Origin of the sequence: Streptomyces sp. NBC_00597, assembly GCF_041431095.1 — a bacterium.
Classification (GTDB): Bacteria; Actinomycetota; Actinomycetes; order Streptomycetales; family Streptomycetaceae; genus Streptomyces.
This window is the reverse complement of sequence record NZ_CP107757.1, coordinates 1,194,159-1,218,468: the sequence shown is the minus strand read 5'-3', so window position 1 is coordinate 1,218,468 and position 24,310 is coordinate 1,194,159. Positions and strand designations below refer to the sequence as shown.

Below are 24,310 nucleotides of genomic sequence, written 5' to 3'. Positions count from 1 at the left end.
CCATTCCCACCTCCCTCAGGGGAGCGATCCGCCGAGCACGGCGCCACACCCTAGTGTCGGCAAGGGTATGCGGCCAAAGCCTGTGCCTTGGGTCACTGGAACGGCCGCGCCGAATTGGAGGGCCCGGTACCGCGCGTTGTGGGCTTGTCGGTGGTGTTCCATGGCCGACTCCCACAGATCATCCGGGTGCGTTCGGGTAGCCGGCGGCCAACTCGTGGCCCGCACCGGGGAGACGGTCAGGGTGCCGGGGGTGACGTCCGTGTTCCCGCCGCCGGTCCACCCGGGTTGACGTCGGGCGCAGCCCCGGGCAGCAGGACCACGGTCAGCCAAGCCCGCTCGGCAACGAGTGCTCTGATCAACGCCTACCGCACCACAAGGTGACCTGAAAAAAGTTCCCGGCTCAAGGCAACCCTTTGCGGGGCCTGTGACCACAAGGAGTCGGACCCGGCCGTTGCGGTCGCTGGATCCACCATTCCCTCTGGTGGCATGCAAGGAGAACACCCCCCATGAAGAACCCCACGAACGGCGGGCGCCGCGGGCGTCACCGCCGTCGCTGGACCGCGACCGGTCTGCTGCTCGGCGTGCCCGCCGTCCTCGTGCCGTACCTCCTGTTCGTGCAGGAGGACTCGCAGGCCGCGACGGTCGACGGCAATGCCTACTACAGGCTGATTTCCGTACGCAGCGGGAAGGTGATTGACGTCAACGCCTTCTCGACCGCCGACGGCACCCGCATCCAGCAGTGGACCGACCAGAACACCGCCAACCAGCAGTGGAGGCTGAGACCCACCGGGGACGGCTACTACGAGCTGGTGAACCGCAACAGCGGCAAAGTGCTGGGCATAGCGGGCAATTCGACTGCCCAGGCGGCCGCCGCCGAGCAGCAGACCGACAGCTCCTCCACCTCCCAGGAGTGGCGGATCGACGATGTGAGTGGTTCCGACGCCGTCACCTTCACCTCCCGCGGGAGCGGCCAGGTCCTGGACGTCTCCGGAGGCTCCACGGCCGACGGCGCGGGAGTCATCCAGTATCCCGGCAAGGGCAGCACCAACCAGCAGTGGAAGCTGGTGAGAACGGCCGGGACCCAGGCGGTCGGGGCCGGACCGTACACGTGGAACAACGCGCAGGTCGTGGGCGGCGGTTACGTCACCGGGCTGGTGTTCAACCCGCGGGAGAAGGGTCTGCTGTACGCGCGCACCGACATGGGCGGCGCCTACCGCTGGGACGTCGCGGCCGAGCAGTGGATCCCGCTGACCGACTGGCTCGGCGAGAAGGACTGGAACCTTCTGGGCATCGATTCGCTGGCCACCGACCCCGTCGACCCCGCGCGGCTCTACCTCGCGACGGGCACCTACACCAACAACTGGGCGGGCAACGGCGCGATCCTGCGCTCCACGGACCGGGGCCGCACCTTCCAGCGCACCGACCTGCCCTTCAAGCTGGGCGCCAACGAGGACGGCCGCGGGGCGGGCGAACGGCTGGCGATCAACCCCGCAGAGAACGGCACCCTGCTGCTGGGCACCCGCAAGAACGGCCTGTGGCGCAGCAGCGACCACGGCGTGACATGGAGTCAGATCTCCTCCTTCCCCGTCAAGGACGGGGCGAGCAGCGGCGCGGGCATCTCCTTCGTGACGTACGGCCCGGCCGGAAGCCGGACGATCTATGTCGGCGTCGCCGACAAGTCCACCTCCCTGTACCGCTCCACCGACGGCGGCAGCACCTGGCAGGCCGTCTCCGGGCAGCCCACCGGCCAGATGCCGCAGCACGGCGTGCTCTCCGGTGATGGCTCGCTGTACCTGACGTACGCCAACACCGTCGGACCCAACGGCGCGACGGCGGGTTCGGTGTGGAAGTACACGCCGGCGGGCGGGGCGTGGAAGAACGTCTCCCCGTCCAGCGGCAGCTACGGGTTCTCCGGTCTGGCCGTCGACCCGGAGAAGCCGTCCACGGTGATGGTCACCACCCTCGACCGCTGGTGGCCCGAGGACGAGCTCTACCGGAGCACCGACGGCGGCACGACCTGGAAGGCGCAGGCCGCGAAGTCGGCGCGGAGCGCCTCCGCCGCTCCTTATGTCGGTACCGGCATCGGGCACTGGATGACTGCCCTGGCCATCGATCCCTTCGACTCCGGGCACGTGCTGTACGGCACCGGCAGCGGCATCTGGCGCAGCAAGGACGCCATCGCCACCGACAGCGGCGGCACCAGCCACTGGACCGCGGGGGCCCGCGGGCTGGAGGAGACCGCGCTGATGGACGTGATCGCCCCGCCCGGCGGCGCCACCGTCATCAGCGCCATGGGCGACCTGGGCGGTTTCCGCCACGACTCCCTTACCAGGGTGCCCGCAGGGCGGCTGGACAATCCGATGATGATCACCAGCACCGACATCGACTTCGCCCAGTCCAACCCCTCGGTGATGGTCCGCGTCGGCCGTGGCGGCGCGCAGGACGGCGCCTACTCCACCGACGGTGGCACCAGCTGGAACGGCTTCAAGGCAGAGCCGGTGGGCAGCGCCGACAGCGGCCATGTCGCGCTCGCGGCGGACGGCTCCACCATCGTCTGGACCGAGTCCGGCCAGGTCCCGTACCGCTCGACCGATAAGGGGACGACCTGGTCGAAGGTCAGCGGCCTGGGCACCGACGCCGTGGTCGTCGCCGACCGCTCCTCGGCCGAGACCTTCTACTCACTGGCCGGCGGCACGCTCCACGCCAGCACCGACGGCGGCGCGACCTTCACCGCGCGCGCCACCAACCTGCCCGCCGGCCGGCTCACGGCCGTCCCCGGCATCGCCGGGGACCTGTGGATCGCCGACGGTGCCAGGGGGCTGCTGCACTCCACCGACGGCGGCCGCACCTTCACCACGCTCCAAACGGTGCAGTCCGCCTCCGCCCTCGGCTTCGGTAAGGCCGCGCCGGGCGGCGCCTACCAGGCCCTGTACCTGATCGGTACCGTCAAGGACGTCACCGGAGTCTTCCGCTCCACCGACAAGGGCGCCACCTGGCTCCGCGTCAACGACGACGCCCACCAGTGGGGCAGCATCGGCGGCGTCGGCGTCATCGCCGGCGACCCCGACACCTACGGCCGCGTCTATGTCGGCACCAACGGACGCGGCCTCCAGTACGGCGACCCGTCCTGACCCCACCGCCCGAGCGGTGCCGCAGGCACACACCGGCCTGCGGCACCGCCATGGCTCAGGGACCTCGCCTCGTCCTGCACGAGCTCCTCTGGCTGTGCGGACGATGCGCGTCTTCCCAGATGCCCTGCCGATACCGCCGGGCCGGGCCGTTGCGGAGACCATGTCTCACGTTCCCACCCCGGGGTGGAAACCTGCTGGCCGGCGCGGTATCGGACACGTACCGACGCCTCCGCCGACCGGCGGGAACTCCCCCGACCGGCTGGAACCGCGTCGCCGTATGAGCGTCGGCCTTTTCGCGTGACCCCGGCGGCTCAGCCTCCCGCCGAGCCCGCCACTCCGGCTCCACTCCGGAGCCGGACCCGTGTCACGTCGTTAGCGCTGCAGTGTCAGCAGACCTGGCCGAGTCGAGAGCGCCACTCTCATCGCCATGACAGCCCTCTCCCAGGTCGGAGCCAACTACCTGCTGCACAGGTTCGACCTGCCCGCCCTCGCCGGCAACAGCGCCGCCGTGGCGGTCACCGTTGTGCTGCTGCTGGCCGCCGTCACGTCGATCGCCTGCCTGGGCCCGCACGTGGCGGCCTGCGTCCAGTACATGCTGCTCGGCCTTCAGCCGGCCGCCCTGGTCGGCTTCGGCGCCGCGGCTCTCGCCCGCGACGGCGAGCGCGTCGCAGGCCAGGCCGCAGCGCGAGGTCCCGCAGTCCTCCGAGCCGCGACTGTCGGACGGTCTGGCTGGATCATGCGGCGCCGAGGCGGTGCCCGGCCTCAGGCTCCCGGGGAGTGCGGGGTGTTGCCGTAATAGGCGTCCGGTCCGTGCTTACGGGTGAAGTGCCGCTCCAGCAGATGCCTCGGTGGTTCGGAGGCGTCCCCGAGTCGGGACCCCAGCGCCAGCGTGTGCAGCGCCATCTCCGCCACGGCCTCACAGACGATGGCGTTCTCCAGCGCGGCCTTCGCGGTGGATCCCCAGGTGAAGGGGCCGTGTCGTGAGACGAGCGCTCCGGGGACCTCGTCGGCCCGACGGGGGTCGCCGTCGAGCCGGGCCACGATCACCTGTCCGGTGTTGTACTCGTAGTCCTGCGCGCACTGCTCGGCGGTGAGGTCCGCCGTCACGGGGACGGGCCCGTTGAAGGTGTCGGCGTGTGTCGTGCCGAGCACGGGGATCGGGCGGCGTGCCTGGGCGAAGGCGACGGCGTGCGCCGAGTGCGTGTGGGTGACCCCGCCGATGGAGGGGAAGGCCCGGTAGAGGCACCGATGGGTTTCGGTGTCGGTGGACGGCCTGAGGCGTCCCTCGACGACCCGCCCGTCCTCCAGTGCCACCACCACCAGGTCCTCCTCGATGAGGTCGGTGTAGGAGACCCCGGACGGCTTGATGACGAAGACGCCGGCGTCTCGGTCCACTCCGCTGACGTTTCCCCAGGTGAGGGTGGCCAGACCGGCCTCCGGAATGCGCAGGTTGGCCGCGAGGACCTCGCGACGGAGGTCCTTGAGGATGGTCTCGCTCACTACGCTCTCACCGTCTCTCCGACATGCGCGGCGGCTTCTTGGGACCGGCGCCCGGCAGGCCCCGCAGTCGCGCATGAGTGGGCTGGACTGATCGGGGGCCGCGCTAGGCATCGCGGCTGCGCGATCGCAGCTACCCCGATCAAATTGTTAGCGCTAACAGTCAGAAATCTCAAGAGTTGCGAGGAGTTTCCTGCCCACAACATGCGGTCACCGCTGCATAATGTGAACGCCAACATCGATACCCGCCGCAATCTCCCGGTCGGTCCGAGATGTGTGCGGGCCGCGGCTGGTTCGGTACCTTGAGGGAAGGCCGCTCGATGAGGAAAGGAAGAGAGTTGACCCAGCTCCCAGACGTCTCGCGAGCGCCCACGATGACGGACGTCGCGCGCGTCGCCGGCGTGTCCCATCAGACCGTTTCACGGGTGCTCAGCGACCACCCGAACGTCAGCGCCAAGACCCGGGCCGCGGTGACCCAGGTCATCGAGCAGCTGGGGTACCGCCGCAACTCGGCAGCCCGGGCCCTGGCCACTCGCCGGACCCACACGCTGGGCGTCATCGCGGTGAACACCACTCTGCACGGGCCCGCCAGCACCGTGGCGGGAGTGCAAGAGGCGGCTCGGGACCGCGGCTACCTGACGTCCGCCGTCACGCTTCGGACCGCCACGCAGACAGCCCTCGCCGAAGCCATGCAGCACCTCGCCGGATGGGGCGTGGAGGGCATCGTCGCCGTCACTCCGCAACGCGCCGCGGTACGCGCCCTGGCGGCACTGGAAGCACCGTGCCCCGTGGTCACCGTGGAAGGCGGCCACACCCTCGACCTGCCGGGGGTGTCGCTGGACCAGAACCTCGGCGCCCGCATGATCACGGAGCACCTTCTCGCGTCGGGCCACGCCACCGTGTGGCACGTGGCGGGCCCCCCCGACTGGCTCGAGAGCGAAGCCCGCACACAGGGGTGGGAGGACGCGCTGCGCGATGCCGGCGCCGAGGTGCCGCCCGTGCTGCGAGGCGACTGGAGTCCACTGTCGGGATACCAGTCCGGCCAGCAGCTGGCGGGGCGGGTCCTGGCATCACGAGGGCAGGGAGCCGGCCTCACCGCAGTGTTCGTCGCCAACGACCAGATGGCCCTCGGTGTCCTACGGGCCCTGCGGGAAGCGGGCCTGCGGACGCCCGAGGACGTGGCGGTCGCCGGCTTCGACGACATCCCCGAGGCGGAGTTCTTCCCGCCCCCGCTGACGACGATCCGCCAGGACTTCGCCTCGCTCGGCCGCGACAGCATCGGGCTGCTCCTGGACCACATCGAAGGCAGGACCGACGAGTCGACGCACCTGGTGGTGGCGCCCGAGCTCATCGTGCGCGCCAGCACGGCCCGAAGGATCGCTCCACCCGGCGAATGACCCCCACGTGCCCGGCGGTTGCCCCCTCTCGCAGGGAGCTGGGCCCCGGGGGCACCTCGCACGGCGGAAGCCGGCACAAAGGCGAAAGCCGCTGTCCGGTGCCCCCTGCGGCACCGGACAGCGGCTACGGCCGCCACCGCCCCACTCAAGCGGTGACCGTGGTAAAGCTGTGGATCGTGGTCGACCGGTACAGCTCGCCCGGGCGCAGGACGACCGTCGGGTAGTCGGGGCGGTTCGGGGAGTCCGGGAAGTGCTGGGTCTCCAGCGCGACCCCCGCGTAGGCGTGGTACGGCCTGCCTGCCTTGCCCGTGATGTCACCGGTCAGGCCTTGCGCGGTGTAGACCTGGATGCCCGGTTCCGTGGTGCGCACCTCCATGCGGCGGCCGGATGCGGGGGCGTACAGCACAGCGGCCTTACGAGGACTGGCTCGCCGGGCGCCGTCGAGGACCCAGTTGTGGTCGAATCCTCCGCCGGCCAGGGCCAGTTGCGCCTCCGTATGGGTCAGGGCGTCGGAGAGACGCCGGTGCCGGCGGAGGTCGAACGGGGTGTCGCTGACCGGGCGGTGAGGGCCGTCGGGGATCAACTCGGCGTCGACCGGGGTGTAAAGGGGGGCCGCGACCTGAAGGTGGTGGGCCAGGACGTTGCCGCGCCCCTCCCCTTCGAGGTTCCAGTAGGCGTGGTTGGTGAGGTTGACGATCGTCGGCGCGTCGGCGACAGCTTGGTACGACATGGTCAGGTTGTCGTCGCGGTCCAGTGTGTAGGTGAGGCGGACGTTCAGGGCACCGGGGAATCCCTGGTCCCCGTCGGGGCTGTGCAGGAACAGACGGACACCGGTGCGGTGCGCCGAGTGGAAGGGTTCGCACCGCCACAGGCGCTGGTCGAACCCGTCGGGACCGCCGTGCAGTGTGTGCCCGGTCTCCTGGGTGGCGAGCCGGTGGGTGACTCCGTCGACTACGAGCCCGCCGCTCGCGATGCGGTTGGCGTAGCGGCCCACCGTCGCACCGAAATAGCGTGCGGAGCCCTCGCAGGCGGCGGGATCGCGGGGCGCGAGCACCACGTCGGCGGTGTGGCCCCAGCGGTCCGGCAGGATCAGGGAACGGAGCCGGGCGCCGCGCGTGTGGACCTCGGCGCGGGCCCTGTCGGGGAAGCCGAACCGCCACCTCTCCCCCGTTCCGCCATCGTCCAGGCACAGGGGGCGGGCCGTCCGCGGACAGGCGGCCGTCTGCCTGGGCTCGGCGACCTGGTCGACAGATTCATATGCGTGTTCCATGGCGGTGTTCCCTGGAAGTCGGTCCACCGGAGGGCGCGCCGGGAAGCAAGCTGTGATCGCGGCACGCGAACGCGGTGGCACGGGCTGGTGGGCTGCGGCGCCGGAGTCAGTCGGCGGCGGGGCGGCGACCGCTCATCAGGCGCTGCAGCACGATGAACACGAGCAGCAGGGCGCCGATGACGATCCGGGTCCACCAGGAGCTGAGCGTGCCCTGGAAGTTGACCACCGTCTGGATCGTGCCGAGGACGAGCACGCCGAGGGCGGTGCCCAGGACGAAGCCGGAGCCTCCGGTCAGCAGCGTGCCGCCGATCACGGTGGCGGCGATCGCGTCGAGTTCCATGCCCATGGCGTGGAGGGCGTAGCCGGAGAGCATGTAGAGGGTCAGCAGCAGGCCGCCGAGTGCGGAGCACAGGCCGCTGACGGCGTATACGGCGATCTTGGTGGAGCCCGCCGGAAGGCCCATCAGGCGTGCGGAGGACTCGTTGCCGCCCAGGGCGTACACGTTGCGGCCGAAGGGCGTGTGGTGCAGTACGACGAAGGCGATCACCAGCACGGCCAGGGCGATGACCACCGGGATCGAGACGAACAGACCCGCCGGCCCGTACAGCCGGGTCTGTGCGATTCCCGCCGTGGTGGGGTCGCTGATCGTGATGGATTCGGTGCTGATCGTGTAGCAGAGCCCGCGGGCGAGGAACATGCCGGCCAGGGTGACGATGAACGGCTGGATCTCGAAGGTGTGGATGATCCAGCCCATGAGCGTTCCGCTCGCGGCGCCGACGAGCAGGACCAGTGGGATGACGGTGGCCAGGGGCCAGCCGTGTGACTCGACCAGCCAGGCGGTGAGCATGGTCGAGAGGGCCACCATGGAGCCGACGGACAGGTCGATGCCGCCGGTGAGGATGACGAAGGTCGCCCCGACCGCGACGACCAGGAGGAATCCGTTGTCGATCAGCAGGTTCAGTACGACTTGCGCGGAGAGGAAGCCCTCGTAGCGCACCGATCCGACGCCGAACAGGACGGCCAGCAGGACGGCCGTGACGATCAGTGGGATACGGGTGCGGGTGCGCGGGGACACGGCCGCGAAGGGGCGAGTGAGGTGCGCGGCGGCGCTCGCGATGCCGGTACTCATGCGCGTACCTCCTGCTGCTGCGGGACGGCGCCCGCCGGGGTGTGGGATCGGGGAGTGGCCGCCCCGCGGCGGCGCAGGACCTTGGCCCGGAAGACCGGGGACTGCACGAGGCAGACGACGATGACGACGAAGGCCTTGAAGACGAGGGTCGTCTCGGGTGGGACGCCGAGGGTGTAGACGGTGGTGGACAGGGTCTGGATGATCAGGGCGCCGAGGACGGTGCCGCCGAGGGAGAAGCGTCCTCCGGTCAGTGCGGTGCCGCCGACGACGACGGCGAGGATCGCGTCGAGCTCGATCCACAGTCCGGCGTTGTTGCCGTCGGCGCTGGAGACGTTGGAGCTGATCATCAGCCCGGCGACGGCGGCGCACAGCGCGCTGAAGACGTAGACCAGGGCGAGCAGACCGCCGGCCCGAATGCCGACCAGGCGGCTGGCCGCAGGGTTGCCGCCCACGGACTCGATCAACATGCCGAGTGCGCTGCGACGGGTGACGAGGGCGGTGAGCGCGACGAGGGCTGCTGCCAGGAGGACGGCGAACGGGAAGGTCAGCCAGTAGCCGCCCCCGATCATCTTGTAGGGGGCGCTGGTCACCGTGACGATCTGGCCGTCCGTGATCAGCTGGGCGACGCCTCGGCCCGCGACCATGAGGATCAGGGTGGCCACGATGGGCTGCACCCCCAGCCCGGACACCAGGAAGCCGTTGGCCAGGCCCAGCACGAGTGCGACGCCGAGTGCGAGGGCTACGGCCGTGAGCATGGTGGCGACACTGCCGGGACGCGCGGCGGTGGAGATGTGCCCGCAGGCGAGGGCGCCGGCGATGGCGACGGTGGAACCCACCGAGAGGTCGATCCCGCGGGTGGCGATGACCAGGGTCATGCCGAGCGCCACCAGGATGAGGGGCGCGCCGAACTGCAGGATGTCGATGAGGCTGCCGTAGAGGTGGCCGTCGCGTACGCGGACGGAGAAGAAGTCATGGTGGAAGGCGAGGTTGCCGAGGAGCAGGGCGAGCAGGATGAGCGCGGGCCACAGCAGGCGGTGACCGGCCAGCCGTCTCCCGATCGCGGCGGCCGCCTCGGACTTGGCGGGCTGGGTGGTCATGAGTCCGTTCCGGTGGCGATGGTCGTGAGGAGGCGTTCGGGCGTGACGGTGTCGTCGTTCGCGAGGGTGGCCACCATGCGGTGGTCGCGGAGCACGGCGATGCGGTGGCTCAGGCGCAGGACCTCTTCGAGTTCCGCCGAGATGAACAGCACGGCGGTGCCTTCGCCCGCCAGGTGGGCCACGAGTTTCTGGATCTCCGCCTTGGCTCCGATATCGATGCCCCGGGTGGGTTCATCGAGGATCAGGAGCCTCGGTGCGGTCAGCAGCCAGCGCGCGAGCAGGACTTTCTGCTGGTTGCCTCCGCTGAGGTGGCGTACCTGCGCTTCGGGGTCGGCGGGGCGGATGTCCAGGGCTTCGATCCAGTGCCGTGCCAGTTCGTCCTGTTTCGCACGGGCCAGCGGCCTGGTCCAGCCGCGGGCGGCCTGCAACGCGAGAATGATGTTCTCGCGGACCGTGAGCTCGCCCACCAGTCCCTCGGACTTGCGGTTCTCGGAACAGAACGCGATGCCCCGGGCGATGGCGTGGCGGGGGGTGCGCAGGAGTACCTTCTTGCCCTCGATGCTCACTTCTCCGGCGTCCGCGCTGTCCGCGCCGAACAGGAGGCGCGCCACCTCGGTGCGGCCCGAGCCCAGGAGGCCGGCCAGTCCGATGACCTCGCCGGCGTGGATGTCGAGGTCGTACGGTTCGATCGAGCCCGTACGGGTCAGCTGTCGTGCCTGGAGGAACGGCTCGCCGGCCGCCCGTTCGGCCGCCTCCTCATGGGCACGGCTGGACAGCTGGTCGAGGGTGGCCAGTTCTCCGCCGATCATGCGCTGCACCAGCGTCACCGGGGTGAGTTCACCGATGGGGTACTCGCCTTCCAGGCGCCCGCTGCGCAGGATGGTGACGCGGTCGCAGAGATCGAATACCTGGTCGAGGAAGTGTGTGACGAACAGGATGGCCACACCGCGGTCCCGCAGGCGCCGCACCAGGGTGAAGAGCTGGGCGACCTCCTCGCGATCCAGGCTGGAGGTGGGCTCGTCCAACACGAGCACCTTCGCCGAGACGTCCACCGCCCGGACGATGGCGACCAGTTGCTGCACCGCCAGGGAGTGCGAGTCGAGCAGACTGGTGACGTCCAGGTCGAGGTCCAGTTCCGTCAGCAGCTCTGCCGCCCGCTGCCGCATCGCGGACCAGTGGATGAGGCCGAACCGGCGCGGTTCGCGCCCGATGAGGATGTTCTCGGCGACCGAGATGTTCGGGCAGAGGTTGACCTCCTGGTAGACGGTGCTGATTCCGGCCCGCTGCGCCTGGAGGGGGTCCGTGAACGCGTGGGGCCGGCCGTCCAGGAGGATGGTGCCGCCGTCGGCCGAGTGGACGCCGGTGAGCACCTTGATCAAGGTGGACTTCCCGGCGCCGTTCTCGCCCATCAGGGCGTGCACCTCACCGGGGAAGAGCCGCAGGGCGACTCCGTCGAGGGCGAGCACGCCTGGGAACTGCTTGCGGATGTCGTGGGCTTCCAGGACCGGGCGCGGGCCGCCGGCGCCCGTGGGCGGCGGGGTAGACGGAGATGCCATCCGCCCTCCTCTCATGTGTGGGGTGGTGGAGTGGGCTCCGGATGGTGAAGGAGGCACCGGAGCCGGGCCTCCTCCGGCACCGGAACCTGTCGCGTCAGTAGTTCCGGGAGGGCAGGGCGGCCGCGGCCTGGTCCTGCGTGAAGACGCCCTCCTGGGTCTCGACCCGGGTCGGCACGCTCTCCCCCGCCACGACCTTCTTGGCCAGTTCCATCAGCTGGTCGCCGAGCATCGGGTTGCACTCCACCACGACGTTGATCTTGCCCTCGGTCATGGCGACGAAGGCATCCTTGATTCCGTCCACCGAGATCACCTTGATGTCCGTACCGGGCTTCTTGCCGGACTCCTCGATGGCCTGGATGGCGCCGAGGGCCATGTCGTCGTTGTGGGCGTAGAGGACGTCGATGTCCTTCTGGGACTTCAGGAACGCTTGCATGACCTCCTTGCCCTTGGCGCGGGTGAAGTCGCCCGTCTGCGAGGCGACGATCTTGAACTTGCCGTCGGTGCGGATGGCGTCGGCGAAGCCGGCCTTGCGGTCGTTGGCGGGTGCGGAGCCCGTGGTGCCCTGGAGCTCGACGATGTTGACCGGGCCCTGCTCGTTCGCGTACGCGCCGGTCAGCCACTCGCCGGCGGACTTGCCCTCCTTGACGAAGTCGGAGCCCAGGAAGGTCTTGTAGAGGGAGGTGTCCTTCGTGTCCACGGCCCGGTCGGTGAGGATGACCGGGATGCCCGCGTCCTTGGCCTCCTTGAGCACCGTGTCCCAGCCGGACTCCACGACCGGCGAGAAGGCGATCACGTCGACCTTCTGCTGGATGAAGGTGCGGATCGCCTTGATCTGGTTCTCCTGCTTCTGCTGCGCGTCGGAGAACTTGAGTTCGATCCCGGCCTTCTTCGCCGCCTCCTGGACGGACTTGGTGTTGGCGGTACGCCAACCGCTCTCGGCGCCGACCTGGGCAAAGCCCATGGTGATCGTGCCTCCGGAGCCCGTCTTGGACCCGGAGGCCGGGGCGGAGGCGGGGCCCTCGGTCGAGCAGGCGGTCAACGCCGAGGAGGCGAGAAGGGCGGCGGTGAGGACGAGGGCTGCTCTGCGAGCCATGACGGGTGTCCTTTCGGGGGTTACGGATGAGGCTCCGCACGGCCGGTGCCGGGCTGTGCCCTCGGTCAGGGGCGTGGCGGGGCCGGGGGCGGGGTGACAGGAGCGGGATGCCCTTGAGGGGCCGCCGTCGCATTGTGAGCGCTAACAAGCTGGGTCCTCAACCCCTTTGCACGCGTTACCTGTCCGTTACCGCGTCACGTGCGACAACAAGGCGGACTCCATCCGTTCGCGCGACCATCGACCCCGCTGCCCGAATCGGAGACCTCAACCCGCCTCGAATCAACGACACATCGAGGCGAGGCCCTGCATACGAAGGCCGCCACACCAAGGGGGCCTCCCACATGATCCACGCAGACCTCTTGCCTATCGACATTGTTAGCGCTCACACTGCAAGCTCATCGGATCCTCCGCCGACCGCCAGGATGGTCGGGACGGCATCTCCGGCTGCCGGGCCGCGCCGCGTGCCGCCCACAGCTCCTTCGAAAGGCACTCTGTTGACGTCACCCCATCTCCTCGCGCCTTCCCCTCCTTCCGAGGAATCGGAGCAGTACACGGTCGGTGTCGACTTCGGCACCCTGTCGGGCCGCGCCGTGGTGGTGCGGGTTCGCGACGGTCAGGAGCTGGCCGCGGCGGTCCACACCTACCGGCACGGCGTCATCGACCGATACCTGCCGCAAGGCGGTGCGCCGCTGCCTCCCGACTGGGCCCTGCAACACCCCCAGGACTGGCGGGACGTACTGCGTCGCGCCGTCCCGCAGGCCCTGGCGGCGGCCGGGATCGATCCCGCCGCGGTGATCGGCATCGCCACCGACTTCACCGCCTGCACCGTCCTGCCCACGCTGGCCGACGGGACTCCCCTCGCCGAGACCGAGCTCGCCGGACGGCCGCACGCGTGGCCCAAGCTGTGGAAGCACCACGCCGCCCAGTCCCATGCCGACCGCATCAACGAACTCGCCCACGCCCGCGGGGAGAAGTGGATCGCCCGCTACGGCGGCCGGATCTCCGCCGAGTGGCAGTTCGCGAAGGCGCTCCAGGTCCTGGAAGAAGACCCGCTCGTCTACAAAAGCTGCGCGCGGTGGATCGAGGCCGCCGACTGGATCGTGTGGCAGCTCACCGGAACCGAGTCCCGCAACGCCTGCACCGCCGGATACAAGGGCATCCACCAGGACGGCGCCTACCCGAGCGAGGAGTACCTGGCCGCGCTGAACCCCCGGTTCGCCGACTTCGCACGCACCCGCCTCGAATTCCCCCTCTCCGCACTGGGCTCACGCGTGGGCTCGCTCACTACGGAGGCGGCAGCGTGGACAGGGCTGCGCCCCGGCATCGCCGTGGCCGCGGGCAACGTCGACGCCCATGTCACCGCGGCGGCGGCCCAGGCCGTCGAGGACGGACAACTGCTCGCCATCATGGGGACCTCCACCTGCCACGTCGTGAACGCCCCCGTCCTTGCCGACGTCCCCGGCATCTGCGGTGTCGTGGGCGGCGGGATCGTCGAGGGAACCTACGGCTACGAGGCCGGCCAGAGCGCGGTCGGCGACATCTTCGCCTGGGTACTGGACCAGGGCGTCCCGTCGGACTACCTCGCCGAGGCCGCCGACCGCGGCGAGGACCTGCACACCCTGCTGACCCGGAAGGCCGCCGGCCAGCCGGTCGGCGGACACGGACTGGTCGCCCTCGACTGGCTGAACGGCAACCGTTCGGTCCTCGTCGACCACCACCTCTCCGGAGTCATCGTGGGTCTCACCCTTGCGACCCGCCCCGAGGACGTCTACCGCGCACTGCTCGAAGCCACCGCGTTCGGCACCCGCGTCATCGTGGAGACCCTGGAAGCAGGCGGCGTACCGGTCCACGAGTTCATCGTCGCCGGCGGACTGGCCAAGAACGAACTGCTGATGCAGATCTACTCCGACGTGCTGCGCCGCCCCGTCTCCCTCGCGGCGTCCGACCAGGGCCCCGCCCTCGGGTCGGCCATCCACGCCGCCGTAGCCGCCGGCGCGCACAGCGACGTACGGACGGCCACCGCCGCCATGGGTCGCCGGCTGTCGGCCGTCTACATGCCCGACGCCTCTCGGGCCGACGCTTACGACGCCCTCTTCGCCGAATACCGGCTCCTGCACGACCACTTCGCCGCTGATGGCCTGCTGCACCGTCTGAGGCACATCCGCGACACGACCCACACCGCGGGCTGACCCCCGCCCCCGTTTTCGTTCCCGAATCCCCACCCGCGCGCCGCCCTCACCAGCGCTGCGGGACGTCACCTTCAGGAGTCCATGTGCCCAGCCGAACATTCCCCGCCCAGGAGATCTGGTTCCTCACCGGCAGCCAAGGCCTGTACGGGGAGGAGACGCTGAAGCAGGTCGCAGAACAGTCGCGGCAGATAGCCACCGCGCTGGCCGACGCCTCCGGCATTCCCGCGCGTGTGGTGTGGAAGCCGGTACTGACCGACGCCGACGCCATCCGCCGGGTGTGCCTCGACGCGAACGCCGACGACCGGTGCATCGGGCTCATCGCCTGGATGCACACCTTCTCGCCGGCCAAGATGTGGATCGCCGGACTGGACGCGCTGCGCAAGCCGTTGCTGCACCTCCACACCCAGTCGAACGTGGCCCTGCCCTGGGACACCATCGACATGGACTTCATGAACCTCAACCAAGCCGCCCACGGAGACCGCGAGTTCGGGCACATCCAGACCCGTCTCGGCGTACCCCGCAAGACCGTGGCCGGCCACGTCACCGATCCCGAGACGAGCGCACGCGTCGCGATCTGGGCGCGGGCGGCCGCCGCACGATCCGAACTGGCCACCCTCAAGGTCGCCCGCTTCGGCGACAACATGCGCGACGTGGCCGTCACCGAGGGCGACAAGGTCGAGGCCCAGCTGCGCTTCGGCGTCTCCGTCAACACCTACGGCGTCAACGACCTGGTGGAGGTCGTCGACAGCGCGGACGAGACCGAGGTGGCTTCCCTCGTCGAGGAGTACGCCGACCTGTACGACCTGGCGCCGGAACTGCGACCGGGCGGCGAACGGCACGACGCGCTGCGTTACGCGGCCCGCATCGAAGCCGGCCTGCGCACCTTCCTCGAAACGGGCGGCTTCGGAGCCTTCACCACCAACTTCGAGGACCTGGGCGGACTGCGCCAGCTGCCCGGCCTCGCCGTGCAGCGGCTCATGACCCAGGGATACGGCTTCGGAGGAGAGGGCGACTGGAAGACCGCCGTCCTGCTGCGCGCCCTCAAAGTGGCTGCCGCCGGCCTCCCGGGCGGCACCTCTTTCATGGAGGACTACACCTACGACCTGACACCCGGCAACGAGCTCATCCTCGGTGCGCACATGCTGGAGGTCTGCCCCACCATCGCCGCCGCCAGGCCCAGCTGCGAGGTCCACCCCCTCGGCATCGGCGGGCGGGAGGACCCGGTGCGCCTGGTGTTCGACGCGGCCCCCGGCCCGGCCGTGGTGGTCGGGCTCGCCGACCTCGGCGACCGCTTCCGCCTGATCGCCAACGACATCGACGTGGTGGCGCCCCCTCACCCGCTGCCCGCCCTGCCCGTTGCCCGCGCGGTCTGGCGGCCCCACCCCGACCTGAGGACCTCCACCGAATCCTGGCTGACGGCCGGAGGACCGCACCACACCGTCCTCAGCACCGCCCTGACCTCCGACCACCTCGACGACCTGGCGGAAATGCTCCGCTTGGAACTCGCCCTCATCGACGAGACCACCGCCCCGAAGCAGTTCCGGCGCGATCTCCGCTGGAACCAGGCGTACTACCGGCTGGCACTGGGGCTGTGAACCGCTCGAAGCCCGGGGCGTCCCGCCGTCACCGGTGACGACGCCGCCCGGGCTTCCGGGAGAGCGGGTGACGGATGGACGCGTAGAGGCCGGGCAGGCCCTTGCGGGCTGCCCGGCCTCGTCGTACGTCAAGCTGCTCTTCGGGCGGGTCGGCTGTTATTCGAGCAGCTCCGCGTACGAGCCCATGGCCAGGGCGATGTCCGCCTGGGCCCAGAGGCCCACATGCCGTCGAGTAGGGCCTTGGCCACTCGCTTGGCCTCGGCGTTGCCGGACTTCGCGGCGTAGTTGGTCAGGGTAATGGCGTAGGAGGCGGCCACGCCCACGTCGTCGGTGTAGTCGGCGACGGTGACGTGCAGGCCCGCGTTGGCACCGGGAGCGGACGCGTTCCAGGTGTCGGCAGCGCCCGACCACTTCAGGGTGTAGGGGATGCGGTAGGTGCCGTCGGGGTTGATCGTGGTCTTCGACAGGGCCCAGCCGACCCCGTACACCGCCTGCAGCCAGCTCAGGTAGCTGTACGCCTCCGAGGTCGTCTCGTGGCCGGACGGTCGACTTGCCGCAGCCCGAAGGGCCCAACAGGACCAGGAATGCTCCCGGTTCCACGGTGAGGGAGAAGTGCTCGACGGCGTGGGAGTCCCGACCCTGTTCCGAGTGGCCCCGCAGCGGTGTACGGCCGTGCCTGGCGTCCTGGCACGGTGAGTCTTTCCGGTCACAGCACCAGTCAGGGGATGGGCAGGCGGGCGGGATCGGCGATGATCTGTCGGACGGTCGACCATGCCGCGCCCAGCACCGGTCCGCGGCGCCCCAAGGCGGAGGGGCGTACCGCCTCCGGGTTCCAGGGCCGGACGGTGACCCGGGCGGCCAGTTCGGCGCGTACCGACGGGAGGAGCCAGTCGGCGAGTTCGGTGTAGGCGCCGCCCAGAACGAGGCCGTCCGGGTCGATCAGGTTCACCGTCGAGGTCAGGGCGAGGCCCAGGGCCCGTCCTGCGCGGTCCAGGGCGCGCAGGGTGGCGGCGTCCCCGGCGGCTGCCCGCTCGGCGAGCAGGGCCACCGGGTCGCCGACGGGGCCCAGCCCGGCCTCGCGCAGCACGGCCGCTTCACCCGCGTACTGCTCCAGACAGCCGCGTGCCCCGCAGGCGCAAGGGGCGCCCTCCGGGTGGACGGGCAGGTGCCCGAGTTCGCCCGCGAAGCCGCGGGCGCCCCGGAACAGCTGCCCGCCGATGACCAGTGCGGCACCGATTCCGGCCTCGGCGGAGACGTGTACGAAGGTCTCGGCGGGGTTGCCCCGGTGCCACTGCTCGGCCAGCGCCCCGAGGTTGGCTTCGTTCTCCGGCTCGGGCGCGGTGTCGGGGTCGGGCCAGTGGTCGGCGGGGCGGACGGCTTGCCAGCCGAGGTTGGGAGCGTTCGCGACCAGTCCGCCCGGCTCGTTCGGCACCACCCCCGGCACGGCCAGGACGCGGCCCTCGACGCGCAGGCCGAGGGCCGCGGCCTCGGACTCCGCGTCGGCGCCCAGCGCGGCGGCCTCCGCCAGCACCTCTCCGGCCGGCCGGCCCGCGTTGGCCCGCTCCACGCGACGCCAGACCCGGGGTTCACCGCGCAGGTCCACGACGCACGCGGCGAGATGGGTGACGTCGATCTCCAGGCCGAGGCCAGCGGGACCCCGGTCGTTCAGGGCCAACGCCCGTCCGGGACGGCCGACCCGTCCGCTGGGCGCGGTCTCCGTCTCGGTCAGCGCTCCCCGGCCGATGAGCTCGTCGACCATGGAGGAGACGGCCGGCCTGGTCAGGCCCGTGTGCCCGGCCACGTCCGCCCGGGAGAGCGGTCCGTGCGCGGCGACCACGCCGATCACCACCGCGAGGTTCCGCCGGCGCATCCCCTGCTGCGAGGCGGGTGCGGCTTCCGCGCCCCCGCTCGCCCTGCCGGTCCCCGTCATCGACCCGACCGTCCTATCGCTCTCCCGGCGGGACCTCCTGCAGGGCCCGCGCCCGCCGCAGCGTACTGGTGATCCGTTCGAGCGTGTCGTCGTCACGGGGTACGGGCTCCAGTACCCGGCCCTCGGCGGTCCGCCAGCGCCGGGCGACGGCGTCGGCAGGCTCACCGGTGAGCAGTGCGGCGGCCTGGGCGGCGGCCCCGAGCGCGACCAGTTCCCGGGCTTCGGGCACCTGGACCGCTCGTCCGGACAGTCGCAGGACGGTCCTCTGTCAGGCCCTGCCGCGGGCTCCGCCGCCGATCAGCAGCAGTGGTTCGTCGGGGGCGGGGCTCTCGCCTCCGGCACGCAGCACGTCGTCCAGGGCCGCGAGCAGGGCGTGGGCGGCGCCGTCGTAGGCGGCCTGGAGCAGCCGGCCCGGGGTGGTGTCGTGGCGCAGGCCGTGGACCAGGCCGGAAGCGCCCGGGAAGTCGGGGGTGCGCTCGCCGTCCAGGTAGGGAAGCACCACCACCGTGCCGCCGCTCTCGACGTCCTCGCGGTCGCGGCCGACGAGGGTGGCGAAGCGGTCGACGGCGAGGGTGCAGTTGAGCGTGCAGGCGAGCGGCAGCCAGCCGCCGAGGGCATCGGCGAAGCCGGCGACGGTTCCGCTCGGGTCGGCGGGCCGGGTCCGGCCGACGGTGTAGACGGTGCCGGAGGTACCGAGGCTCAGCACCGGACGTCCGGGGGTCAGGCCCAGGCCGAGGGCCGCGGCCATGTTGTCGCCGGTCCCGGTCGCCACCAGTGCGCCCTCGCGCAGCGGCATCCCTGCCCGGACGACGCCTGCCCGGGCTCCCGGCGCCAGGACCTGCGGCAGCAGCCCGGGGTCGAGGCCGATCCGGCCGAGGACGTCGGTGTCGTAGCCGTCCGGGCCCCACCAGCCGGTTCCCGACGCGTCTCCGCGGTCCGTCACCGCCTCACCGGTCAGGCGCTCCGTCAGGAAGTCGTGGGGAAGCCGGACGGCCGCGACGCGGTCGGCGGCGGCGCGCTCGTTCGTGTGCAGCCAGGCCCACTTGGCGGCCGTGAAGGCGGCCGTGGGGACGCTTCCGGTGCGGCGGGCGAGCTCTGCCGCGCTGAACGCGGCTGCGAGTTCGGCGGCCTGCGGGGCGGAGCGGACGTCGTTCCAGAGCAGTGCCGGGCGCACCGGCCGTCCGGCCGCGTCGAGGGTGACCAGGCCGTGCTGCTGACCGGCGATCGAGCAGGCGGCGGCGCGATCCGCCCAGCCGGTGCCCATCATGGCCTCGCCGAGCGCCCGCCACCACTGTTCGGGGTCGCTCTCGCGTCCGGCGCCCGCGCTGACGCGGTGCGCGGCGCGGCCCTCGCCCAGGACGGCGCCGGTTTCCAGGTCGACGGCGAGGGCCTTGGTGGACTGGGTCGAGCTGTCGACACCGATCACGACACGCTGAGCAGACATGCGTTCCTCCGGTGGGGTTCCTTCTGGCGTCTCGGCATACTAATTTGTTTTTCGACATTACAAATAGCCCTCGGCCCGGATCCGGAGTGCCTCATGGCCAGCGACCCGCTCGTCCCCACTCCCGCGCACAGGTTCACCTTCGGTCTGTGGACCGTCGGCTGGCAGGGCCGGGACCCCTTCGGCGACGCCACCCGGCCCGCCCTCGACCCGGTCGAGACCGTGGAGCGGCTGGCCGAGCTCGGCGCCTACGGCGTCACGTTCCACGACGACGACCTGATCCCCTTCGCGGCCGGCGACGCAGCACGCGAGCAGGCGGTCAAGCACTTCCGCACCGCACTCGACACGGCCGGGCTGAAGGTGCCGATGGCCACCACCAACCTCTTCACCCACCCGGTGTTCAAGGACGGCGCCTTCACCGCCAACGACCGGGACGTCCGCCGGTACGCGCTGCGCAAGACGATCCGCAACATCGACCTGGCCGTGGAACTCGGCGCCTCGGTCTACGTCGCCTGGGGCGGCCGCGAGGGCGCGGAGTCGGGCGCGGCCAAGGACGTGCGCACCGCCCTCGACCGGTTGAAGGAGGCCTTCGACCTGCTGGGCGAGTACGTCGAGAGTCAGGGATACGACCTGCGCTTCGCGATCGAACCCAAGCCCAACGAGCCGCGCGGCGACATCCTGCTGCCCACCATCGGCCACGCCCTGGCGTTCATCAACGAGTTGGACCGGCCCGAGCGGGTCGGCCTCAACCCGGAGGTCGGCCATGAGCAGATGGCCGGGCTGAACTTCCCGCACGGCATCGCCCAGGTCCTGTGGCACGGCAAGCTGTTCCACATCGACCTCAACGGCCAGTCCGGCATCAAGTACGACCAGGACCTGCGCTTCGGCGCGGGCGACCTGCGCCAGGCCTTCTGGCTGGTCGACCTGCTGGAGTCGGCCTGCTACGACGGCCCCCGTCACTTCGACTTCAAGCCGCCGCGCACCGAGGACTCTGCCGGCGTCTGGGCCTCGGCGGCCGCCTGCATGCGCAACTACCTGCTTCTGGCGGAGCGTTCCCGCGCCTTCCGGGCCGATCCGGAGGTCCAGGCCGCGTTCGCTGCCTCCCGACTGCCCGAACTCGCCCTCCCCACCGCCGAGGACGGCCTGGCCGGGCTGCTGGCCGACCGGTCCGCCTTCGACGAGTTCGACGTCGATTCCGCCGCCCGCCGCGGCATGGCCTTCGAGCACCTGGACCAGCTCGCCCTCGAACACCTCCTCGGCGCCCGCTGAGCCGGTGTGCCCATGAGCCGGGCCGTGACGTTCCGCGGCCCGGCTCTGGGCGTGGACGGTTCCGGCGGGCCGGCCGACCCTAAGCCGCCAGGGACGCGGGCTGACCGTGGACCCCGATCACGCCCTCGGCCGGCGACCAGCACTCGAACGTCAGCAACGCGCTGTTGAGCATGCCGCCGCGCACGTGCTTCACCGGCATGTAGAGGGTCATCCGGTGCTCGTGCGCCGGACGTCCGCCACCTTGGTGGCGTAATGCGCGGTACGCCCGGACGCATCAGCCAGTAGCCGTCGATGAACTCCATCGTGCAGGTTCCTCAGTCCGCGCACGGCGATCAAGCCCCGGTACCGGTGGTAACTGTCCTTGGACCTACGGGTCAGCGTGTCGTGGTCGACGCGAACGAGACCGAAGCGCTGGCCGTTGCCGTGCGCCCACTCGAAGTTGCCCAGCAGCGACCAGACGTGGTAGCCGCGCACGTCCATCCCTGCGGAGACGGCGGCGGCGAGGTGGGCCGAGAGGTAGTCGATCCGCTCGGCGTCGGCGGCGACCGTCACGGGCGGTAGAGGTTGACGCCGAGCAAGTCCAGCGGGTCGCCTATCAGCTCCAGGTCGCCCGGCAGTCGCCAGGGGCCGTCGGCGCGGCCGGCCCGGACCTCGGCCTCGTTCGCGGGAGAGCGTCCGGCGAGGAGCGCCTCGGTCCGGACCTCCTTGTGGAAGACCTTGGCACGGCGCAGGGCGGCTCGGCCCTCGGGGAGGGCGGAGGCGAGAGGATGCGGTCGAGGTTGCGTGAGATTCCGACCTCCCGGGAGCCCGCGGCGCACAGCTCCCGTACGGCGAGGCCGTGGGCGACCAGCAGGTGGTGTGCGGCCGCCAGCGCGCCGCGGCCCTCCTCGGCACCGGTGCGTGCCGCCCCTCGGCGTAGCCGACGAAGGTGGAGCAGTACGGCTCATTGAGCGTGATCCAGCGCTCCACCCTCCCGGGCGGTAGATCACGGGTCTGTCGGGCTCCTCGATCTCGGGGGCGGGGCTCAGTGCGTGGGGCGGCCCGGCGCGCTGGCCGCCCTCGCGCCGTCTGCCCGGGCCGGTGGTGCAGGGCGGTCAGAGCTCCGGTGCCAGGCCGCGCTCGCGCAGCCAGGCCAGTTGGACGGGCGGGTTGGAGCCGCAGCCGCCGCCGTGGTCGCCGAACGGCCACACGGTCATGCTGCGGTCCTCGCCCGCGTAGTGATTGAAGGCGGCGTAGACCGTGGAGGGCGGGCAGACCGGGTCCATCAGGCCCACGCTGAACAGCGTCGGCGCGGTGGCCCGCCGGGCGAAGTGGACGCCGTCGAAGTGGGCGAGGGTGGCGAAGGCCTGTTCCACGCGGTGGCGGCTGTGCCAGCGCAGGTACTTGGCGATCTCCTGGTACGGGCCGTCGCCGCAGATCGCGGCCGCGTGGCGGAAGTGGCACAGGAACGGGACGTCCGGCATCGCCGCCGCCACGCGGTCCCCGGCGAGACCGGCGACGGCGAGCGCCAGACCGCCGCCCTGGCTGGCCCCGGCCACCACGATCCGACGGCCGTCGAGTCCGGGCAGCTCCGCGACCGCGTCCACGGCGCGCACGCAGTCGGTGACCAATCGCCGGTAGTAGTAGGTGTCTGGAGAGTCGATGCCACGGGTCATGAAGCCCTCGACCCACTGCGTGCCGTCGCCCACGCCCCGGTCCGGGGTGTCGTGGCCCTGGCCCCGGCTGTCGACGACGAGTTGGGCGTAGCCTGCGGCGGACCAGAACAGGTGGTCGGTGGGCAGTCCTCGACCGCCGCCGTAGCCCATGTAGGTGACGACGACCGGCAGCGGTCCGGCCGCGTTGCGCGGGCGCAGCAGCCAGGCGGCCACCGGCTCGCCGTTCCAGCCGGGGAAGCGCACGTCGTCGACCTCGACGGTGCGAGCAGGTGCTGGGCGGTGACCCGTTCCACCTTGATCGCCCCGTCGTGCGACCGGGCTTCGGCAAGGGTCCGCCGCCAGAAGGCGTCGAAATCCGTCGGATCGGATAATTCTGGCCGGTATCGAACGAGTTCGTCCAGGTCGAGGTCTGTGAGCGGCATGGGGAGTTCCTCCGGTCGGAGAGGTGACGAGGCGACGGAGCTTGGCGGCCACAGGGAGACTTGCCTCGCAGGTCCGGGCACTGCTGTGGGCAGGGGTGGCGGCCCGCCCCCCTCGGACGGGCCGCCGGTCTCGCAGGTGCGGGCCTCAGTCGGTCGTCCCGCCGGACGTGGTGAAGCCGCAAGCGGCCAGACGGAAGCCGCCGTGCAGCGTCAGCCGCAGGTCGTGGACGCCGTCCAGCGGAACGGCGAGCTCGGCCGCGACGGTCGTACTCGTGTAGCGGTCGCCGGTGACCGGAACACTGATCTCCGCCAGCAGCCGGTCACCGGCAGAGTTCCAGCCGCGCCTCCCCGGAACCCGCGTTTCAGAAGGCAGTCTCGGCCTGCACCTTGATGAGCCCAAGTGTTAGCGTTCACATTCCGTCCCTGTCAAGGGTGACGGAGCCCTCAACCGAGTGCGGCGGACGCCTCACAGAGGCGTGGGCCACTGGGGCGGTCAGCCCGAGCCCGATGGTGCCGGCTCAATGGCGGGTGGCGGGACCCACGCTGCGACGCAGCACCATCTCCGGCGAGATCCGCGCATGGGGGCGGGTGTGCGCGACGCCCTCCAACTCCTCGACGAGCAGTTCCAGGGCCCGGCGGCCGAGCTCGCCGAAGTCCTGCCGCACGGTGGTCAGGGGCGGGGTGAAGTAGGCCGCCTCGGGAATGTCGTCGAAGCCGACCACGCTGATGTCGCCCGGGATCGAGCGGCCGGCCTCGTGCAGGGCGCGCAGCAGGCCGAGCGCCATGTGGTCGTTGGCGCAGAAGACGGCGGTGACGTCGCCCAGTTCGGAGATCCGCAAGCCCGCCTGGTAGCCGGCGCGCGCGCTCCAGTCGCCGCGCTCGACATGCGGCACGGGGGCTCCGGCAGCTTCCAGCGCGCCGCGCCAGCCCTCCTGACGGTCCTGGCTCTCCAGCCAGTTGGCCGGGCCGGCCAGGTGGTGCACGGTGCGGTGGCCCAGATCGAGCAGGTGCCTGGTGGCCGCTTCGGCGCCGGAGCGGTTGTCCACCGAGACCATGGGAACCCGCGACTGGCTGCCCGATCCGACCGCGACGACCGGAACGGAGCTGGAGAGCCTGGCCACCGCACTGACGACGGAGATCTGGGGCGCGATCACGGCAACGCCTTCCACGCCCTGGTCGCGCAGCCGGTCGACAGCCTCCTGAACCGAGCGGCCGTCCAGGGAGCGCAGACTTGTCACGCTGACGGAATACCCCGCACTGCGCGCAGCCTGCTCGATGCCGTCCAGCATCGAGGCGGGACCGTACAGGGTCGATTGGAAGCTGACCACGCCGAGGGTTTGCGAGCGGCGGGTGACCAGGGCGCGGGCAGCGGAGTTGGGCCGGTAGTCCAGCTCCCGGATGGCTGCGAGCACCCGCTCCCGGGTGCCGGGCCGCACGTGCGGGGCGCCGTTGAGCACCCGGGACACCGTCTGGTGGGACACGCCGGCCATTTTCGCCACGTCCGCCATCACTGGGTGGCGCTGCTCGGTCCCGGCGCTGTCGGTTCCCACTCGCACTTCCCTCCTCGACTCCGGGCTACGGTACGCTACCGGCCCTCGGCGAGGGCCATGTGAGCGTGAACGGACAAGGGCATGCGGCG

16 protein-coding genes and 4 pseudogenes are annotated in these 24,310 nt (G+C 71.0%); 6 read left to right on the top strand and 14 right to left on the bottom strand.

All coding sequences use genetic code 11. From position 1 onward, the window contains the following. The first annotated feature begins 506 nt into the window (after positions 1-506). Both OG974_RS05115 and OG974_RS05110 read left to right on the top strand, forming a co-directional pair. On the top strand, positions 507-3,131 hold the full coding sequence (locus tag OG974_RS05115) for an RICIN domain-containing protein (RefSeq protein WP_371645568.1): 2,625 nt from the start codon (positions 507-509) through the stop codon (positions 3,129-3,131). Between the two features lie 427 nt (positions 3,132-3,558). Beyond that, positions 3,559-3,927 (top strand): hypothetical protein, encoded by a 369-nt coding sequence (locus OG974_RS05110; protein WP_371645567.1) that lies wholly within the window; start codon positions 3,559-3,561, stop codon positions 3,925-3,927. Here the strand turns inward: OG974_RS05110 and araD are convergent. Next, positions 3,894-4,631 carry an L-ribulose-5-phosphate 4-epimerase AraD gene (gene araD, locus OG974_RS05105; protein ID WP_371645566.1) on the bottom strand — a complete coding sequence of 246 codons (738 nt, stop codon included), beginning with the start codon at positions 4,629-4,631 and terminating at the stop codon, positions 3,894-3,896. The two genes, OG974_RS05110 and araD, sit on opposite strands and share 34 nt — an antisense overlap. A gap of 317 nt (positions 4,632-4,948) precedes the next feature. Between araD and OG974_RS05100 the strand changes: the two genes are divergently transcribed. Continuing rightward, positions 4,949-6,025 (top strand): LacI family DNA-binding transcriptional regulator, encoded by a 1,077-nt coding sequence (locus OG974_RS05100; RefSeq protein WP_371645565.1) that lies wholly within the window; start codon positions 4,949-4,951, stop codon positions 6,023-6,025. A gap of 145 nt (positions 6,026-6,170) precedes the next feature. Here the strand turns inward: OG974_RS05100 and OG974_RS05095 are convergent, their stop codons facing one another. The 5 genes from OG974_RS05095 to OG974_RS05075 form a co-directional block, all read right to left on the bottom strand. Beyond that, on the bottom strand, positions 6,171-7,295 hold the full coding sequence (locus tag OG974_RS05095; protein WP_371645564.1) for an aldose epimerase family protein: 1,125 nt from the start codon (positions 7,293-7,295) through the stop codon (positions 6,171-6,173). A 106-nt stretch (positions 7,296-7,401) separates the two neighbouring features. After that, a complete protein-coding gene (gene yjfF, locus OG974_RS05090; protein ID WP_371645562.1) occupies positions 7,402-8,424 on the bottom strand; it encodes a galactofuranose ABC transporter, permease protein YjfF in 1,023 nt (340 codons plus the stop codon). Next, positions 8,421-9,521 carry an ABC transporter permease gene (locus tag OG974_RS05085; protein WP_371645560.1) on the bottom strand — a complete coding sequence of 367 codons (1,101 nt, stop codon included), beginning with the start codon at positions 9,519-9,521 and terminating at the stop codon, positions 8,421-8,423. The genes yjfF and OG974_RS05085 overlap by 4 nt, the downstream gene beginning before the upstream one ends. Continuing rightward, positions 9,518-11,077, bottom strand: coding sequence for a sugar ABC transporter ATP-binding protein (locus OG974_RS05080; RefSeq protein WP_371645558.1), 1,560 nt, complete (start codon positions 11,075-11,077; stop codon positions 9,518-9,520). The genes OG974_RS05085 and OG974_RS05080 overlap by 4 nt, the downstream gene beginning before the upstream one ends. A 94-nt stretch (positions 11,078-11,171) precedes the next feature. Further along, complete coding sequence (locus OG974_RS05075; protein WP_371645556.1) at positions 11,172-12,170, bottom strand: ABC transporter substrate-binding protein; 999 nt, start codon at positions 12,168-12,170, stop codon at positions 11,172-11,174. Between the two features lie 494 nt (positions 12,171-12,664). On the opposite strand from OG974_RS05075, the gene araB reads away from it, so the two are divergent. Beyond that, positions 12,665-14,359 (top strand): ribulokinase, encoded by a 1,695-nt coding sequence (gene araB / locus OG974_RS05070; RefSeq protein ID WP_371645553.1) that lies wholly within the window; start codon positions 12,665-12,667, stop codon positions 14,357-14,359. An 83-nt stretch (positions 14,360-14,442) separates the two neighbouring features. Then, positions 14,443-15,954, top strand: coding sequence for an L-arabinose isomerase (gene araA, locus OG974_RS05065; protein WP_371645551.1), 1,512 nt, complete (start codon positions 14,443-14,445; stop codon positions 15,952-15,954). 218 nt (positions 15,955-16,172) lie between these two features. Here araA and OG974_RS05060 read toward each other — a convergent pair. The 3 genes and pseudogenes from OG974_RS05060 to xylB all read right to left on the bottom strand — a co-directional run. Beyond that, positions 16,173-16,433, bottom strand: a pseudogene (locus OG974_RS05060) (glycoside hydrolase family 48 protein); the annotation flags it as partial. Between the two features lie 239 nt (positions 16,434-16,672). Beyond that, positions 16,673-17,884 (bottom strand): ROK family protein, encoded by a 1,212-nt coding sequence (locus OG974_RS05055; protein WP_371645549.1) that lies wholly within the window; start codon positions 17,882-17,884, stop codon positions 16,673-16,675. Positions 17,885-17,897: 13 nt separating this feature from the next. Further along, positions 17,898-19,328 (bottom strand): annotated as a pseudogene (xylB, locus tag OG974_RS05050) (xylulokinase). A 93-nt stretch (positions 19,329-19,421) separates the two neighbouring features. Between xylB and xylA the strand changes: the two are divergent. Continuing rightward, entirely contained in the window at positions 19,422-20,594 is a 1,173-nt protein-coding gene (gene xylA, locus OG974_RS05045) for a xylose isomerase (protein ID WP_371645547.1), read from the top strand. A 79-nt stretch (positions 20,595-20,673) separates the two neighbouring features. On the opposite strand, the gene OG974_RS05040 is transcribed toward xylA, so the two are convergent. The 5 genes and pseudogenes from OG974_RS05040 to OG974_RS05020 all read right to left on the bottom strand — a co-directional run bounded on the left by OG974_RS05040 (position 20,674) and on the right by OG974_RS05020 (position 24,221). Next, positions 20,674-20,805: a hypothetical protein gene (locus tag OG974_RS05040; protein WP_371645545.1), complete on the bottom strand. Its 132-nt coding sequence runs from the start codon at positions 20,803-20,805 to the stop codon at positions 20,674-20,676. 116 nt (positions 20,806-20,921) lie between these two features. After that, a pseudogene (locus OG974_RS05035) lies at positions 20,922-21,566 on the bottom strand (family 1 glycosylhydrolase); the annotation flags it as partial. A 122-nt stretch (positions 21,567-21,688) separates the two neighbouring features. After that, a pseudogene (locus OG974_RS05030) lies at positions 21,689-22,671 on the bottom strand (acetylxylan esterase). Positions 22,672-22,816: 145 nt separating this feature from the next. Next, on the bottom strand, positions 22,817-23,071 hold the full coding sequence (locus OG974_RS05025) for a hypothetical protein (protein WP_371645543.1): 255 nt from the start codon (positions 23,069-23,071) through the stop codon (positions 22,817-22,819). A 118-nt stretch (positions 23,072-23,189) separates the two neighbouring features. Continuing rightward, a complete protein-coding gene (locus tag OG974_RS05020) occupies positions 23,190-24,221 on the bottom strand; it encodes a LacI family DNA-binding transcriptional regulator (RefSeq protein WP_371645541.1) in 1,032 nt (343 codons plus the stop codon). Positions 24,222-24,310 lie beyond the last annotated feature (89 nt).

Excerpts from the sequence above, each read along its gene's own strand:
- OG974_RS05080 (WP_371645558.1), bottom strand. The coding sequence starts at position 11,077 with ATGGCATCTCCGTCTACCCCGCCGCCCACGGGCGCCGGCGGCCCGCGC.
- OG974_RS05055 (WP_371645549.1), bottom strand. The coding sequence starts at position 17,884 with ATGACGGGGACCGGCAGGGCGAGCGGGGGCGCGGAAGCCGCACCCGCC.
- OG974_RS05100 (WP_371645565.1), top strand. The coding sequence starts at position 4,949 with ATGAGGAAAGGAAGAGAGTTGACCCAGCTCCCAGACGTCTCGCGAGCG.
- OG974_RS05110 (WP_371645567.1), top strand. The coding sequence starts at position 3,559 with ATGACAGCCCTCTCCCAGGTCGGAGCCAACTACCTGCTGCACAGGTTC.
- yjfF (WP_371645562.1), bottom strand. The coding sequence starts at position 8,424 with ATGAGTACCGGCATCGCGAGCGCCGCCGCGCACCTCACTCGCCCCTTC.
- OG974_RS05115 (WP_371645568.1), top strand. The coding sequence starts at position 507 with ATGAAGAACCCCACGAACGGCGGGCGCCGCGGGCGTCACCGCCGTCGC.
- OG974_RS05040 (WP_371645545.1), bottom strand. The coding sequence starts at position 20,805 with ATGACCCTCTACATGCCGGTGAAGCACGTGCGCGGCGGCATGCTCAAC.
- OG974_RS05075 (WP_371645556.1), bottom strand. The coding sequence starts at position 12,170 with ATGGCTCGCAGAGCAGCCCTCGTCCTCACCGCCGCCCTTCTCGCCTCC.
- OG974_RS05095 (WP_371645564.1), bottom strand. The coding sequence starts at position 7,295 with ATGGAACACGCATATGAATCTGTCGACCAGGTCGCCGAGCCCAGGCAG.
- xylA (WP_371645547.1), top strand. The coding sequence starts at position 19,422 with ATGGCCAGCGACCCGCTCGTCCCCACTCCCGCGCACAGGTTCACCTTC.
- OG974_RS05085 (WP_371645560.1), bottom strand. The coding sequence starts at position 9,521 with ATGACCACCCAGCCCGCCAAGTCCGAGGCGGCCGCCGCGATCGGGAGA.